General features: G+C 57.7%; 15 protein-coding genes. 8 read left to right on the forward strand and 7 right to left on the reverse strand.

The genetic code is table 11. The annotated features are described in order from the left end of the window. Nucleotides 1-15 precede the first annotated feature (15 nt). Nucleotides 16-438, reverse strand: a complete 423-nt coding sequence (locus tag DES53_RS09850) for a hypothetical protein (RefSeq protein WP_147263317.1) — start codon at nt 436-438, stop codon at nt 16-18. An 861-nt stretch (nt 439-1299) separates the two neighbouring features. Between DES53_RS09850 and DES53_RS09855 the strand changes: the two genes are divergently transcribed. Then, nucleotides 1300-2709, forward strand: coding sequence for a hypothetical protein (locus DES53_RS09855; protein ID WP_113958052.1), 1410 nt, complete (start codon nt 1300-1302; stop codon nt 2707-2709). A gap of 260 nt (nt 2710-2969) precedes the next feature. Next, entirely contained in the window at nt 2970-3434 is a 465-nt protein-coding gene (locus DES53_RS09860; RefSeq protein ID WP_170156987.1) for a DUF1353 domain-containing protein, read from the forward strand. A gap of 37 nt (nt 3435-3471) precedes the next feature. On the opposite strand, the gene DES53_RS09865 is transcribed toward DES53_RS09860, so the two are convergent. Further along, on the reverse strand, nt 3472-5433 hold the full coding sequence (locus DES53_RS09865) for a DNA topoisomerase IV subunit B (protein ID WP_113958054.1): 1962 nt from the start codon (nt 5431-5433) through the stop codon (nt 3472-3474). A 360-nt stretch (nt 5434-5793) separates the two neighbouring features. Here DES53_RS09865 and DES53_RS09870 point away from each other — a divergent pair, with 360 nt between their 5' ends. From DES53_RS09870 to DES53_RS09880, 3 genes are all read left to right on the forward strand, one after another. Then, entirely contained in the window at nt 5794-6702 is a 909-nt protein-coding gene (locus tag DES53_RS09870; protein ID WP_211325494.1) for a hypothetical protein, read from the forward strand. Nucleotides 6703-6850: 148 nt separating this feature from the next. Next, complete coding sequence (locus tag DES53_RS09875) at nt 6851-7414, forward strand: carbohydrate binding domain-containing protein (protein WP_113958056.1); 564 nt, start codon at nt 6851-6853, stop codon at nt 7412-7414. A gap of 54 nt (nt 7415-7468) precedes the next feature. Continuing rightward, entirely contained in the window at nt 7469-7966 is a 498-nt protein-coding gene (locus tag DES53_RS09880) for a hypothetical protein (protein WP_147263319.1), read from the forward strand. Nucleotides 7967-8138: 172 nt separating this feature from the next. Here DES53_RS09880 and DES53_RS09885 read toward each other — a convergent pair whose 3' ends face one another. Next, a complete protein-coding gene (locus DES53_RS09885; RefSeq protein WP_170156988.1) occupies nt 8139-9449 on the reverse strand; it encodes an amidase in 1311 nt (436 codons plus the stop codon). 104 nt (nt 9450-9553) lie between these two features. On the opposite strand from DES53_RS09885, the gene DES53_RS09890 reads away from it, so the two are divergent. Both DES53_RS09890 and DES53_RS09895 read left to right on the forward strand, forming a co-directional pair. Next, a complete protein-coding gene (locus DES53_RS09890; RefSeq protein ID WP_113958059.1) occupies nt 9554-10024 on the forward strand; it encodes a hypothetical protein in 471 nt (156 codons plus the stop codon). 19 nt (nt 10025-10043) lie between these two features. Then, nucleotides 10044-10421, forward strand: a complete 378-nt coding sequence (locus DES53_RS09895) for a hypothetical protein (RefSeq protein WP_113958060.1) — start codon at nt 10044-10046, stop codon at nt 10419-10421. 118 nt (nt 10422-10539) lie between these two features. Here the strand turns inward: DES53_RS09895 and DES53_RS09900 are convergent, their stop codons facing one another. Continuing rightward, nucleotides 10540-11037: a hypothetical protein gene (locus DES53_RS09900; RefSeq protein WP_147263320.1), complete on the reverse strand. Its 498-nt coding sequence runs from the start codon at nt 11035-11037 to the stop codon at nt 10540-10542. A 511-nt stretch (nt 11038-11548) separates the two neighbouring features. On the opposite strand from DES53_RS09900, the gene DES53_RS09905 reads away from it, so the two are divergent. Beyond that, the gene (locus DES53_RS09905) at nt 11549-12649 is read left to right on the forward strand and encodes a serine hydrolase domain-containing protein (RefSeq protein ID WP_113958062.1); all 1101 of its coding nucleotides are present in this window, start codon (nt 11549-11551) and stop codon (nt 12647-12649) included. Between the two features lie 7 nt (nt 12650-12656). On the opposite strand, the gene DES53_RS09910 is transcribed toward DES53_RS09905, so the two are convergent. The 3 genes from DES53_RS09910 to DES53_RS32900 all read right to left on the reverse strand — a co-directional run bounded on the left by DES53_RS09910 (nt 12657) and on the right by DES53_RS32900 (nt 14884). Continuing rightward, complete coding sequence (locus tag DES53_RS09910) at nt 12657-13154, reverse strand: hypothetical protein (RefSeq protein WP_147263321.1); 498 nt, start codon at nt 13152-13154, stop codon at nt 12657-12659. Between the two features lie 71 nt (nt 13155-13225). Then, entirely contained in the window at nt 13226-14653 is a 1428-nt protein-coding gene (locus DES53_RS09915; RefSeq protein ID WP_113958064.1) for a 6-phosphofructokinase, read from the reverse strand. 90 nt (nt 14654-14743) lie between these two features. Next, complete coding sequence (locus DES53_RS32900; RefSeq protein WP_170156989.1) at nt 14744-14884, reverse strand: hypothetical protein; 141 nt, start codon at nt 14882-14884, stop codon at nt 14744-14746. Nucleotides 14885-14900 lie beyond the last annotated feature (16 nt).

A 14900-nucleotide genomic window follows, 5' to 3' on the forward strand; every position in this document is an offset into this window, starting at 1 on the left:
ACCCTTCACGCATTCCTACAAAGCCGGGCGCGCTGTTTCTGGCAATATGTGAAGAGGTTCATTCTCCCGCCTCGCCCGGATCTCGGGAATGGCATGTGCGCATTTGTCGGGCAGGCGGCTTTTCACAGCTGGCAAAAAGGTCCTGGCAAACCAGGCCTCGCGAACCGGCGCCCAGAAGTAGCGCATTTCTGTTTCCGCATTCCGGGCCGTTGCCATGGCCTTACCACTCATCTCTTTCTCATGCGCGTAGGTCCCACCCGGTGGAATGACCACGCCGTTCCCCGTAGTTCCCTTTAACTGGCAGAAGTACGACACCGGCTTGTTCGCCGCGTGCAAGGTGCCACCGTAGTAGACCACGGGATACTTCGAGATATTCTCCACGCGGAGTTCCACAGGCGATTGCTTCCTGGCAATCTCGTCCGGTGACGGGCGGTCCATGTGAAAGCGCAGGGGATTCCTCTCCCGCCACGGTAGATATTCAAGGATACCCCATGACCCCACGCAGAGGAGCAGCGCAAGAAGCGGGATCCACCTGTGGCCGTACGTCATGGAGCCGAGGACCTTCAACATGCCAGATATCTCACACGGTACGCAGCCTGATCAGTGAACTTTCACGCGCACAGCGGCCCGCAAGCCACATGCTGCGGGACATCACGAGGGTTCTCGCCTTTCATGGACTGGCGCCTGAAGGGACTGATACTCCCGTCTCCACCGGATGTCGGGCAGCTCATTCACCCTAGTCTGGGCCAGGCACCGTCCCATCGTGGGGAGAAAGGTCCTTGCGCACCATCTCACCTTTCGGCGCCCACTGATAGCATGTCCACATCCTCGAATCACGAACCAGTCCCAGAAAACCGTTCCTCAACCCTTCACGACGCACGTATGCTCCACCAAGCTTGATGATAACGCCAGCGCCGTTGCTTCTCGCATCGAATAGTACCATGAGGATTCATGTCCTGCCTGCCCTGCAAGTGGATGGAGGTATTAAAGCAGGCAGATACTCAAGGACCCCCAGCAGAGCGGTGCACAGGAGCAGGACAAGGAGTGAAATGCACTTGATGGTCCGTGTTCATGGGATTGCGAGCCAATCTTCTCACTTCACGAGGGCAAAGAAGCGCCTCCGCGACGCCCTGCTTACGCCATGCGTTTTTACCTTACAGTCAGATAATTTTTTACGACAAATTGTAAAAAATCGTTGCATTTCCTTTCAGGAAATGTTTCTCCTTGCACTACTAGGTGCAGACAACTCGCCAGGTTCATCTCACGCGGAGTGTGCTGACACCTTGACTCACCATCATCATGAGAACTACGCTCCAACTTTGTGCGTCGGTCCTGCTCACTCTCGGACTCAGTGGAATTCCCACCAGTCTCTCCGCAGAGGAACAGGTGAAAATCACCATCGAGAAGGATGGCACCAAAACAACCTATGAGGTGCCCAAGTGGAAGGCCGATGCCATCATCCACGGCTACAGTCTCAAAGCTTCCGACAGCGCACCAGCCGCGAGAAGTCGAGCAACGGGGAGAGCCGCACCTACGGCTGAGGCTTCCGCGATGAGAGCGGGCCCGTCTACTGGCGGCCAACCCACCGCTGAGCCATCACTCCTGGGAATACCGTTGGATGCGGCGCCTCTGAGGACAGGGCGCTCCATCACAGCTGGTGCTGCGGCAATGGAAGACAGTTCGGCTGCCATGGCCCGCTTCCAACCTGGCTTCCGCGCTCAAGTCATCGAGCCCCCGCTCGATGCTGCCCTCGTAGCGAATCCGAGGGGCGGACCGGACTCGCCAATGATGCCCTACCCTGCGCCCAATGAGCCGGCGCGTGAGCAGCAAGGATTCCTTGGAGCTCTGCGGCTTCGGGCGGCATGGGACCCCCAGAAGATTTTCCAGTGGAACGCGGAAGAACTCCAATGGTACGAAGATGAATCCGCCCTCGACTCCAACGGGGCGGAATTTGGATGGACCCAGAACAGGCTGACCGACGATGAAAGCTGGACAGCCAAGGGCGTGCTCTTTTACCCGATGCTGTTCAACTCAAAACCGACCAGACAATTTGTGCTGGTGCCAAGCATTGAGTTCAACCGGGACACTTCCACCGATGGCACGCCGAATGAGGTCAACTCGCTGTATGGGCGGCTGGGGATCGACATCAATTTCCTGGACATTAGGGAAGCAGACGTCCAGGGCTTCATCATGCGTGCCGCCATTGGCTATCAAACAGACTTTGATTTTGAAAGCGGCCAGTGGATTCTCGAAGTACACCCCATCGAGATGGTCAATGAGAAATACGGTATTGGCACTTTTGCCTCACGCGATGACCGCAGTGGATGGGTGATGCCGGGCGCACTGCGTCAAAAAGTCGTGATCACTCCCATTGTCTCTCTGGCCTCCGTTGAAGACATCGGGAACAAGATCCTGCTAGGAGAACTGGACGACACATACGGCACCGTGGGTGTCAAAGCCAGCTTGGATTTCGAACTGGCGTTCCTTCCGAAACCCTTCAACACCACCAAGATTGGAGCGGAGGGACGCTGGTGGACCACCCTCGGAGGCAACGAAGAGAGCTACAGTTACATTGATGCCCACATCGAAATCCCCTTCTTTGGTTCATCAGATCAGCTTACTTTGAAGGCATTCTATCGCGAGGGTGATACTCCCGACACGCTTGAGGAAGTCGATTTGTTCGGAGCCGTCATCACCGCAAAATTCTAGGATGAAGATCGGGGGCATTCTTAGAATGTCCCCGGATTCATTTCCACACACTACGCGACCGCCGTCGAACAAAAAGCCTTATGAACGGACGAGCTCAACGATTGAAATGGTCGGCCATTTGCCAAGCAACCATCGTGGTCGTGGCGAGCGTCACACTAGCTGCGTGCAAGTCTCCTGGCGTGAATAGGGTTTCCGCGCCTGGAGGATGGGGGAAGTATGTCGGAACCATCCGAACGGAATGGCAGCCAGACGGTCGGGACATGCGTCTGCTGGAAGATGTGCACTACATTGCGGGGGATGGACGAAACTGGCCCGCGTTGAAAGGCAGCACCATCAATGGAGCCTCCATTCCCAAGGCCTTCTGGTGCACCGTGGGAGGACCGTACGAGGGAGCATATCGGGAAGCATCAGTCTTCCATGACATCGCGTGCGACGAGAAGAAGGCACGGTGGCAGGACGTCCATCGCATGTTCTACACAGGCATGCGATGCTCCGGTGTCTCCGAATCAAAGTCGAAGGTGATGTACACCGCCGTCTATCGCTTTGGCCCACGCTGGCCGGAACCTGGAACCGCGAGATCCTCAGCAAGAATGGCTGCTTTCTTGCCTGCTCGCCAGCCCACGGAAGCAGAGGCGCATGCTGTGGAGGAATGGGTGGAGCGACGGAATCCAAGTCTCGAGGAGATCGAAAGAACGACGGCTATTCCCGGAGCGCCCGGTCCTTGATCGCGGCCCCAGCACCCAGGCAGGCGAACACAAGCCTTCAAAACGGCGCCATGAGGGAGGGATCCGTGGCGGCGTCCTTGGCTTTCTTCTTCTGCTTGGCGGCGAAGGCGGCGTCGCTGGTGGGGTCGAGATTTTCCTCCTCCTTCTCGGCCTCGTCTTCGACCATATCGAGCTCCACGCGGAGGTTTTGGACGATGTACTCCTGGCGCTCGGGCGTGTTCTTGCCCATGTAGAAGGAGAGCAGCTCTTTGATATTCTTGTGCTCGGGCATGAGCACGGGCTCAAGACGCATCTTGGGTCCGATGAAGTGCTTGAACTCATCGGGTGAGATTTCACCCAGACCTTTGAAGCGGGTAATTTCCGGATTACGGCCGAGTTTCGCGATGGCCTTTTTCTTCTCTTCCTCGCTGTAGCAGTAGATGGTTTCCTTCTTGTTGCGCACGCGGAAGAGCGGCGTGGTGAGGACGTGCACGTGCCCGCGGCGGATGACTTCCGGGAAGAACTGCAGGAAGAACGTGATCATCAGCAGACGGATGTGCATGCCGTCCACATCCGCATCGGTCGCGAGGATGATGTGGTTGTAGCGCAGTTCTTCGAGGTCCTCCTCGATATTCAGCGCGTGCTGGAGCAGGTTGAACTCCTCGTTCTCATAGCACACCTTGCGCGTGAGGCCGAAGCAGTTGAGCGGCTTTCCACGAAGACTGAAGACCGCCTGGGTATTCACATCGCGGCTCTTGGTGATGCTGCCGCTGGCGCTGTCACCTTCCGTGATGAACAGGGTGCTGGACTCGCGCTGCTTGTCCTTCGTGTCAAAGTGCACACGGCAGTCGCGCAACTTCTTATTGTGCAGCTTGGCCCGGCGGGCGTTCTCACGCGCCACCTTCTGGATGCCGCTGATCTCCTTGCGCTCCTTTTCGTTCGCCTGGATTTTCTCCAGCCACGCCTTCGCCACAGCAGCGTTCTTGTGGAGGAAGTTGTCCAGCTCCTTGGTGATGGTGTTGACGATGTGCGTGCGCAGATTGCGCCCGTTCGGCTCCATCACGTTGCTGCCGAGCTTGGTCTTGGTCTGCGACTCGAAGACGGGCTCCTGCACCTTCACACTCACGGCGCCGACGACGCTGTTACGCACGTCCGCGGGGTCGAACTGCTTGTTGAAGAAGGTGCGAGCCTCCTGCACCAGCGCTTCACGGAAGGCCGCGAGGTGTGTGCCCCCCTGCGTGGTGTACTGGCCATTTACGAAGCTGTACACTTCCTCGCCGTAGCTGGTGGCGTGGGTGAAGGCGCACTCGATATCCTTGCCTTCCAGATGGATGACGGGATAGAGCGGCTCTTCGGTGAGCTTTGCCGCCACGAGGTCCATGAGACCGTCCTTGCTGCGGAACTTTTCACCGTTCAGCGTGAGCGTAAGACCCGGGTTCAGCCAGGAGTAGTAGCGCAGCATCTCCCGCACAAAGTCCAGGCGGAAGGCGTAGTCCGACTCGAAGCAGGTATTGTCCGCGTGGAAGGTCACTCGTGTGCCGCTGTTCTCGGAAGAATCCTTGGGATTCTTCATGTCCTTGACCACCTCGCCCTTGGAGAAGGTGATCTCGCGCATCTTGCCTTCGCGGAAGGCAGCAATGTCAAAGCGATCGCTCAGGGCGTTCACCGCCTTGATACCCACGCCATTCAAGCCCACGCTGCGCTGGAAGGCATCGCTGTCGTACTTGGCCCCCGTGTTGATCTGGGAGGCGCACTCCATGAGCTTGCCCAGCGGGATGCCACGGCCGTAGTCGCGCACGGTGACGAGGTTGTCCTCAATGGTGATCTCAATCTCCTTGCCGAAGCCCATGGCGTGCTCGTCGATGCAGTTATCGAGCACTTCCTTGAGCAGCACGTAGATGCCATCCTCCGGTGCCGAGCCATCGCCCAGCTTGCCGATGTACATCCCCGGGCGCAGGCGGATGTGCTGGCGCCAATCGAGGGACTTGATGGAATCTTCGGTGTAGTTGTGCTCGGCCATGGGGGGGCGGAAGAGTGAAAAGGGATAAGTGAAAAGAGAAAAGGGGGCTGCGGTGAGCAGGGGGCTTAATTAGGGAGTCTTAAGCTTCCGGAAGGAATACTTGGGAATGGTACCCGGGTCAACCTTGGAGGGCGGCAGCGGTGCCATCCAGACCTTGATCTCTGGACCTAAACAGGCTTCCCTATCGACTTGTTGGCCAACGTTTTTCGGGCAAATATGGAGTCTCGCACAGATCATCTTTCGTCCGAACAGAAAAGAAAGTACGCCGACGCTGTTCGCGAGTTCCGCCGAATCTTTTCTGAGAAGGTATGCATGGCCAAAGGCACCGACTGTTCCGGCACTATGGTCCGCTCACACACCGTGTCCCGCGCACGCTACCTCTCGATCGTAGCCGAAGAGAACCATGTACTTCAATGGCAGCATTCGCCATGGGCAAAGACCAAAGAGGAGGTGATCACCCTTCAACCTACAGGGATAAACGTTGCCTCCACGTTCAACGGTTTTTGCAGTCATCATGACACACAACTATTTCAAGAAATTGACAATGCTCCGTTCTGCGCCACCTACTCGCAGATCTTTGCTCAAGTATTTAGGGCACATGCTAGAGAACTCTACTGTAAGCAAGCGCAGATCCTCTCGTATCCCGACCCCGCGGACATCGCCGACTTCCACGGCCTAGAGAATCCTGAAAACTATGCACGGGGACCCTTAGCTGAGCTTGAATCCACAAGCATGGACGTCGGTCTTAGGGACACCATTTTGCATCATGAACGCTTGCAAGCCATTCAAAACGCCAAGGAATACCACCGGCTTCGCTCGTGTGTTATTCCACTCTCTGGAACACCCGTCATTTCGACGGCTGGAGCATTCTTTCCGGATTTCAATGCAACGGGGAAACAACTTCAAGATTTCACTGACCTCCAATCAGTCTTGAATTCGGTTCACTTTAGTATACTTCCCACGGAAACCGGCGCATACGCAGTGTTCTCGTTTCTGGATACCGAAGCCATAGGTCCTGAAAATTTTGTATTCAGCGTCATCGAGCACAAAAACTTGACCGACATGTTGTTGTGGGTTGCTTTTACTTACATCGAGAACACTCATGTAAGACCTTCATGGTGGAACGCACTCGGGAAAGTACAGCAAGACGCCATCAAAACGGCAATGGGTTACAATATGGATATCCGCGACCCTCGCCTTATGACCATCGCCGAGTACCCAAACCTCGGTTTCACCAATCAAATGGCAGGCAAACCATTTTGGCTTTGACCTCCTTTGGAAACTGAAGTCCTACGGCTCTACGTCGAGCGCCCTTCGCGAAACCTCTTTCAGAGCATTTCATCTGTTGCTCATCAACACCTCTGTTTCCCTTGAGCAAGCGTACCCCAAGCGTCACCAAACTCTCAACCAATTACCTATGAAGCTGCTTTGCCCTCGTATCGTTCATGTCGCCACGGTGGCGTTCGTTTGTGTCCTTTCCGTCACACACGCGTGCGCCCAAGGGGAGCCCACCGGTGGCCGCCCGGATCTGCTGACGAATGCAGGTTTTGAGAATGGGATGGATGGATGGACTTTCGGCTGCCACCAGAAAAAGGGCGAGGCTGCGTTGGACACAGAGGTGAAGCGCAACGGCAATGCGAGCCTCCGCATCACCAATGCGGGCGGTGATGACAGCTTCCTGAAGCAGGCCGTGAAGATCAAGCCCAAGACGCGCTATCGTCTCTCCGGCTACATCAAGACGAAGGATGTGGTGGTGAAAGGTGGCCAGGCGGCGACGCTTGCTCTTGAGGGTGGCTTTGAGTCCAGTGACTCGGTGAAGGGCACCAACTCGTGGAAGAAGTTCGACTTCGAGTTCGACTCTGCCGCGCTGGAAACCGCAAAGGTGGGCCCCCGGCTCGGAGGTCACTCCAGCATGGCTGTGGGCACGGCGTGGTATGATGACCTGAAGTTGATTGAGCTGGGGCCTTCGAGGAATCGGTAATCGCGCCTCACAATCACTCATCCCAGGTTATCCTTCCATCCCACAGACACTTTTATGAGACGCCTCGAATGTCTGCTCGCCCTTCTCTCTCTTGTAGCATTTCTACAGCTGGGATTCTCCCAGACTCCGCAACAAAGCACTCAAGTTACCGCAAAGAAAACACTCGAAAACTACCGGGACGTTCTGGAGTATCTACCCCCGGACATGAGCAGGAACAAGGCGGCCAAATGGACCTTTGCCCAACGTGAGACCGTCAATGCCGCCTTGAAGAAGGCCCTGGTGGAGGCAGGCCTCAACGGCAAATTCCGACTGAAGGTGACCCAGATCGCAGACTGGAAAGGGATGACCATCTACGCCGAAGTCCCCAACAACGAAGGCTACAAGATCCGCGCATTCGGAAAATTCTCCGACGAATGGAAGCCCAAACTTGCAGACCTGAAAAAGGGGGACAGCATCACCCTTGAGGGCAACTTCAGCCATGTCGCATATGAAGATTTGTGGAATGCCTTCAGCCTCTCCATCTCCATGAAGGACTGCAAGTTCACCAAGTGAAGAGATCCAAATGACACGGACGGAGGGTTGCCGAGTCCGGCACTCTCATTTAGGGCGGTTTAAACAATATCGTGGCCTTCGATCAGGGGTGACTTGCCGCACTGCGACCGCTGGTCGCGGTTGGGGTGGCGCGCCCCACTACGAAAATGGCTACACTGTAACTCAAACCGCTCTAACTCCTTTTCTCCGCCAGCCGCCCGATGTTCAACAGTGCCGCCTCGCTGTTGGCGGGACCGACGAACTGCACACTGGTAACGGGGAATGCCCCACTCTTGTGCAGCGGCACCGGAATGGCGACGGCGGGGACGCCAGCGTAGTTCACCGCGACGGTGTTTTGGATTTTGATGAACTTGGCCTCGAAGATGGCGGTGAAGGCGACGTTGCGGTGGTAGGGCGCGCGCTGGAGCACTGGAAGCGCAATGGCATCCACCCGTTTGAAGGTCTGGCGCAAGACGTCGCGCCAATGGTCGCGGCGGGCGATGGCGGCTTCGCGTTTGGCTTCGTCGTCGTATTTGCGGGAGAAGACAAGGTCCCCAAAAAGAATGGCCTTGCTGGCGCGGTTGCCCACGCCCTTGTGTTTGCGGATTTGATCGTTGTTGTAGTAAGAGGCGGCGGCGGCCACGAGATTGCCATCGTGCTGGGCCTTGGCCCACTCCTCGTGAAACTCGGCACTGAGTGGGATGACGGTGAAGCCAGCTGCAGCGAGTTGCCGGTCGATGGCATCATCGATGGCGGGATCTGTGCCGGGGACGCGAAGGCGGCCGATGCGGATGGTCTTTGCCAGGGGGTTGGCAGCTTTGGCACGGGCGTATTCATTCTGGAACCCGGGCTCCAGCAGTTCCATGCCATTCACGAGTCCATCCACATCACGCGCGAGAGGCCCCACCGTATCGAGGTACTTGGGGGAAATGGGATACACACCTTTGGTCGAGATACGTCCAAAGGTGGTCTTCAAGCCCGCGATGCCACAACAACAGGCAGGCACGCGAATGGAACCTGCGGTGTCCGTGCCAAGCGCTACATCCGCAAGGTTCATGGCCACAGCCACGGCAGAGCCGCTGGATGAGCCACCGGGCACGCGGGACTTGTCCACGGGATTTACCGGTGTGCCAAAGTAGTCATTCGAACCGGACACTCCGATGGCGAACTCGCTCAGGTTCGCCTTGCCCACGATGGTCACGTCCCTGCGACCGCGGATGTATTTCATGCACTCCGCGTCCTTCGTGGCAGGCGGCGCATTCTTGTAGAGGTACTCGGACCCAGCGCTGGTCACCTCCCCTTTCATGTCGATGAGGTCCTTCACGGCAAGGCGGAGGTTGGTATCGCCAGGCGCAGGCGCCTTGTAGGAGATGAAGGCATGCGGTTCCGGCGTGGCCGGCTTGCGCAGCCCGGAGAAGGAACAGCTGGTGAGGAGGAGCGCGGTGAGCGTGAGTGCGCCTGCGGCGGCACGAGGGACCGGGATGCGATGGGCGAGGGTCTTCATCTTGGGGGACCTGTGGTCTGAAGATTGTCTCAAAGGTGACGGAGACATCAAAGCGGGTTCGCTTGGTGATTGCAACCATCCGGTAATTGGAAAGAGTGGGACCAATGTCTGATAGTCCGGATGCTACCGCCCCAACCTCGAAGCTCTCGGTGCATGACAACGAACTCTACCGATACGAATTCGATTCACGCACCTCCACCTTGGTACTGCACACCCTCTTCGATGCCTTAGTTCCGATCGAATACACGGATGTGTGGTTTCTCGGAGTCTGGTACCACCATCTGGAAGAAGTTCTCGGGAAAGATATCATCCTGGATGTGGAGGAATCCAGCGTGGATTGGACAATGAAGGCGTTCTCGACCCTCTTCAGCCAACTGCAAAAAGATGGCTGGCCAAGGCTCGACTGGCGAACAGAAACTCTTCAAGAGGCAGTGGCGAAGCTGAAGCTCCGCGTCTGGAACATCAGTTCGAGCTATGGTCTCTCCGGGTTTGTCATCGCAAAGGAAATGAGAATGGTCAGCAAGAGTGGTCAGTCTCCCCCGCTCACTTTCCCTTTGGAACAATCTCACATCTGAATAGACTGGCTCTGTTCCAATGCCCGGCTTGCACATCACGGTCTACAAACAGAAGGATGGCGGTGCCACGCCGGCGTCCTTTGGCGAACCCACGGGGGCAAAGCTGGCTGTATGGAAGGCGAGACTTGAGGTTCTACGTTGGATCGATGATCTCGTGAAGGAAGGAAAGATCATCGCTCTGGGCGGGAATGGGTATCCGTTTGAATACACCACGCAGATCCATCTGGTGAAAGATACGCTGCCGCAGGGTCCTCCTCACGAGAGAAAGAACTGGAACCATGAGGAGGGAGACATCTTGGGCGAAGGATGGCTGGGCAAGACGACCATCGACATGGAGGCGATCGCTCAATGCCCTCCGGAAGAATGGGTCCTTATCCGGGTGTGGGATGAGTCGTGATGTGAGCTGAGCATATGGTGTTCTGGCGTCAGGTCGATGCACCGTGTGCCTGAGGAACGAATGACTCGCGAAGGGACTCGCGAGCTACGTTGGGACTTGGCCAGAGCGGCATCTGCTCTCATGCGCGCTTTTGCCTTTCGAGAAGCAACGCATCAATGACCTGATGCACTTTCACAAAGCGCCCGATCAGCGCCTCCACGTCCTGCTGAAACGTGACCTCATCCAGCGGCATCCAACCCTGCATGAGGGTCTGGCGGCCGTAGTCCGTGCTGAGATTGGGCCAGTTTGATTTCGCGCCACTGGCCTCGAACTTCTCGCGAAACGCGGTAGCGAATTCACGTGGCTTCACCGCATGCCCCGGCAGGTCACCTGTCTTGAGAGCGTGAATGTTGTAGTTGAACCTGCCCGCCTGCAGGTCCTTCTCGCCAAGCCACACGGAGAAGAAAATCCCCTGCCCCGTTCCCTCGGAAGTCCAGGTGTCCTTCTGGAGCTTCAGGACGGCGCTGTCCATCCAATCGCAGGCACTGCAACGCAACTGGTGCCGTCGCATCAAGTCCGCGGACATTACATCCCGGATGCTCTGAAGGATGACAAGATGGGACGCGTAGGACTTCATCCTGGGGGGGAACCTTTCTTCCAAAGATTGTCTCGATGGCAACGCGAACACCAAAGCGGGTTCCTTTGCTGATTGCAATAGGACGGTGATTCGAAGGAGTAGGACCAATGTCTGATAGTCCGGAAGCCGTCACTGGGATTCCCGTTGGAGAAGTCTGCCGGCTGAATATGCTGACTGCCCTGCCATCCTACACTCGCTGGCAATCTCGGCGTGGGTGTGGCGGGCTGCATTGGATTCAACGCAGAGACACAGAGACGCAGAGGAACTTCGGAGACTGAGATGTCTCGCTGCCATGGCGTTGGCATGTCCATTGTGTATTGGAATGAAAGACCCCGGTGCATGACAACGAATCATCGCATTCCCGCCCCGCTGACACACGAAGGTGCGCTCAATGGGACCATGCCTGCGCCTAAAGTGCTCCCAATGGTGTCGGGGCTTGTCATGAGAGAGCATCCATCCATCATGCGACACAGGCTTCCATCTGGCCGTATCACGCTCCCCCACCCTTCCCATGAACCGACGCAACACGTTTGCCGTACTGCTGGCTGGGCTCAGTTCCCGGGGTCTTCTGCACGCACAATCCGCCTCACTCAACATGGATGCCATGAAAGCCGCCGCCTCCCTTTTGCAAACACAGGCCGAGAAGGGCGTCATTGAAAGTGCAGTACTGCATGTGCAGCGAGGATCCCAAGTGTTTCAACAAGCGTTTGGCAAGGCCCGCTCCACAGAGGCGATTTTTCTTCTGGGATCAATCACCAAGCCCATGACAGCCATCGCGGTGATGGTGCTCGCGGACCGTGGCAAGTTGCGTCTTTCCGACCCGGTAATGAAGTTCATTCCCGAGTTCTCTGAGGGCGCACGGAGGAAGATCACCCTCGAACAGGTGTTGATCCACACGTCGGGCCTGCCGGACCAGCTGCCGGAGAACAACGAACTGCGTCGGCGTCATGCGCCGCTGTCAGAGTTTGTCCAGGCCACGGTGCGTACGCCGCTGCTCTTTGAACCGGGCACGCAATACCACTACCAGAGCATGGGCATCCTGCTCGCCGCGGAGGTGGTGGAACGCGTCGCCAAAATGTCACTGCCGGATTTCCTTTCGAAGGAGGTGTTCGCCCCGCTCGGCATGAAGCACAGCGCACTCGGCCTGGGAGCGTTCAAGATGGAAGAGACCATGCGGGTGCAGACAGAACACGCTGCGCCGGAATCCGGCGCTGGATCGGCAGATGCGAAGAACTGGGACTGGAACAGTCCGTACTGGCGCAAACTGGCCGCGCCATGGGGCGGCGCCTTGTGCAGCGCTGGCGATGTGGCCCTGTTCCTGCGCAGCTTTCTGCATCCGGCCGGCAAGGTGCTGCGCCCGGAAACCGCGCAACTCATGATTCAAGATCACACACAAGGGCTCAGCGCGCGTCGGGGAATCGGCTTCGCGCTCGGCCCAGCCGGATTCGGCAAGAGTTGTTCCGACCAATCCTTCGGCCACAGCGGATCGACCGGCATGCTGGCGTGGGCCGATCCCAAGACCGACCTCTCGTGCGTGATTCTCACCTCTCTGCCGGGTTCGGTGTCACGCCCGCTGGTGTTGCAGCCGGTGTCGGATGTGGTTTCCGGATAGTGAACTGTCAGGCTCTGTTTTTCCGTTCCAGCAGCAAGGCATCAATCACCTGAAGCATTCCCACAAAACGCTCGATCAATGCCTCCACGTCCTGGCGAAAGGTGACCTCATCGAGTGGCATCCAGCCTTGCATCAGAGTCTGGGGACCATAGTCGGTGCTCAAGTTGGGCCAGCCTGAGTTGAGGTCATCGGCTTCGAGTTTTTCTCGAAATGCCGCGGCGAATTCGCGTGGTTTTACGAAGTGCCCAGGCAGGTCACTCATCTTGAGGGCATGGATGTTGTAGTTGAACCTGCGCGCCTTGAGTTCCTTTTCGCCCAACCAGATGGAGAAGAAAATTCCCTGCGCTGTGCCGCCGGATGTCCACGAGTCCTTCTGGAGCTTGAGGACGGCGCTGTCCATCCAGTCGCCGACTTCGCAGCGCAGTTGATGCTGATGCATCAGGTCGCTGGAGATGGTGTCCCGAACGCTTTCAAGGATGGCGAGATAAGCGTCGTAGGATTTCATCTCCATCGGTCGTGCTTGCATAGAGGAATGCCTCGCGAAGGGACTCGCGAGCTACGTTGGAACTTCGGAGCTTACGTCCCCACCCCAAACGCCGGCTGGCCGGTGCTGAGCACGATCTGTTTCCAGAACATGCCGCTGGTGGTCAGGCGTTTTTGTCCCTGGGCGATGAGGGCGAGGGGCACGAGGACGAACTCGGAGAGCCAGTAGGAGATGACGCAGCGGGTGTAGCCTGCGAGACCTGCCTCCACGGCGAGGGCGCCGAGGCGGTCACAGTAGGTCTGGTCGAAGGCGTTCGGCGGGATGGCGCGGATGTGGTGGCGCGGGCGGTTCACAAAGGTGCCCACGCTGCGGCCGCGACCGTCCTTGAGACGGTTCTTGAGCCAGCGCTCGACTTGGTAGGAGAAGCGATCGTGAATGGGTTCTTCATCACCGATTTTCACCTTGCGCTGCCACATCAGTTCCCCCACCCCTTCGGCGACGACGATGACGCCCTCTCCTCGCGGCATGGAGCCGACCTTCGCCACCACGTGCTCCAGACACTGCATAAGAGCAGCTTCGATTTCCTCAGCAGTCTGGTAGCCGGCGAACATTTCCGGAATGAGCACCAGCGTGCATTTGCCAAAGGCGTGAGCGGCATTCGCCGCGACGAATCCAGATTCCGCACCGAAGAGTTCCACGATGCCCACACGCCGGGTGGAGCTGGCTTCTGTTTCCATCTGGCGGATCACGTCCGTGGCCTTGTCCACCGTGGTACTGAATCCGAAGGACTGCGCCACCCAGAGGATGTCGTTGTCCATCGTCTTGGGCACTCCGATCACCGCCATGTCCGGCACGAGCTTGGCGATGTGATTGGCGGCACGCAGGGAGCCGTCACCGCCGATGACGTAGAGGATGTTGATCCGCTGCTTGCGGAGATTCGCCACGATCTTGTCCGTCTGCTCCACGAGGACATCCTTGTTCACACGGCGCAGGCCCAGCTTGGAGCCGCCTTCCGCGAGGTGCTCGCGGGTGAACTCGGGCGAGAGCAGACCAATGTCCATCTCATCCCCCAGCAGGCCGGTGATCCCATCATACACACCGAAGACGGCACCGCCCTCGGTGATGTCGCAGCCGTAAGTAGCATAGTGGCGCTGCACGATGGCGTGCGTCACGCGGTTCAATCCAGGAGCCACCCCGCCGGAGGTGACGATCGCCGCACGGACGGTCTTGGGATTGAAGAAGAGCTTCCGGCGCGGACCCGCCTCGGGGAATCCCGGCACGCCCTTCCCTGCGGCGATGAAGGTCTCGATGTAATCCATGTCCGCCAGCACGGCACGTCGGGAATCCTCGGGCCGGAAAAGGCCCAGCAATTCTTCCGACTGCGGGTTCTCAAACTCGGGCGTGCCCAGGCGCTCCACCGTAGTCTGCAGGGAGTCTCGCGCCTCATAGGCCACCCTCCGCTCACTTATGAGCGCGGCGGCACCATCGATGACGGACTTCTGACGGGTGAGGTTTTCCATTCCAAAGAAATGGCGAGATCAGGGACTTTGTCACGCTTGGATAGCGTCACAATTTCCCAGATAAGCGCAAAATCCACGCCAGCTCATGCCTCAGCCGCCCTTATCCACAGATGCGGCAGGAGGTTCGGGCTCGATGCGGGAAAAGCGCAGGTCCTGTGTGAGCAGCCAGAACCAGCCCACCGACGCGGCAGCAAGCATGAGGGTGAGCCACAGAAACCAGGAGCGGAACATGAGGAAGCGGGAGAGA

The organism is Roseimicrobium gellanilyticum, from assembly GCF_003315205.1.
Classification (GTDB): Bacteria; Verrucomicrobiota; Verrucomicrobiia; order Verrucomicrobiales; family Verrucomicrobiaceae; genus Roseimicrobium; species Roseimicrobium gellanilyticum.

Bases quoted from the DNA above. Each gene is read 5' to 3' on its own strand.
- DES53_RS09850 (WP_147263317.1), bottom strand. From the start codon at position 438: ATGGACCGCCCGTCACCGGACGAGATTGCCAGGAAGCAATCGCCTGTG.
- DES53_RS09855 (WP_113958052.1), top strand. From the start codon at position 1,300: ATGAGAACTACGCTCCAACTTTGTGCGTCGGTCCTGCTCACTCTCGGA.
- DES53_RS09860 (WP_170156987.1), top strand. From the start codon at position 2,970: ATGCGTCTGCTGGAAGATGTGCACTACATTGCGGGGGATGGACGAAAC.
- DES53_RS09865 (WP_113958054.1), bottom strand. From the start codon at position 5,433: ATGGCCGAGCACAACTACACCGAAGATTCCATCAAGTCCCTCGATTGG.
- DES53_RS09875 (WP_113958056.1), top strand. From the start codon at position 6,851: ATGAAGCTGCTTTGCCCTCGTATCGTTCATGTCGCCACGGTGGCGTTC.
- DES53_RS09880 (WP_147263319.1), top strand. From the start codon at position 7,469: ATGAGACGCCTCGAATGTCTGCTCGCCCTTCTCTCTCTTGTAGCATTT.
- DES53_RS09885 (WP_170156988.1), bottom strand. From the start codon at position 9,449: ATGAAGACCCTCGCCCATCGCATCCCGGTCCCTCGTGCCGCCGCAGGC.
- DES53_RS09890 (WP_113958059.1), top strand. From the start codon at position 9,554: ATGTCTGATAGTCCGGATGCTACCGCCCCAACCTCGAAGCTCTCGGTG.
- DES53_RS09895 (WP_113958060.1), top strand. From the start codon at position 10,044: ATGCCCGGCTTGCACATCACGGTCTACAAACAGAAGGATGGCGGTGCC.
- DES53_RS09900 (WP_147263320.1), bottom strand. From the start codon at position 11,037: ATGAAGTCCTACGCGTCCCATCTTGTCATCCTTCAGAGCATCCGGGAT.
- DES53_RS09905 (WP_113958062.1), top strand. From the start codon at position 11,549: ATGAACCGACGCAACACGTTTGCCGTACTGCTGGCTGGGCTCAGTTCC.
- DES53_RS09910 (WP_147263321.1), bottom strand. From the start codon at position 13,154: ATGAAATCCTACGACGCTTATCTCGCCATCCTTGAAAGCGTTCGGGAC.
- DES53_RS09915 (WP_113958064.1), bottom strand. From the start codon at position 14,653: ATGGAAAACCTCACCCGTCAGAAGTCCGTCATCGATGGTGCCGCCGCG.
- DES53_RS32900 (WP_170156989.1), bottom strand. From the start codon at position 14,884: ATGTTCCGCTCCTGGTTTCTGTGGCTCACCCTCATGCTTGCTGCCGCG.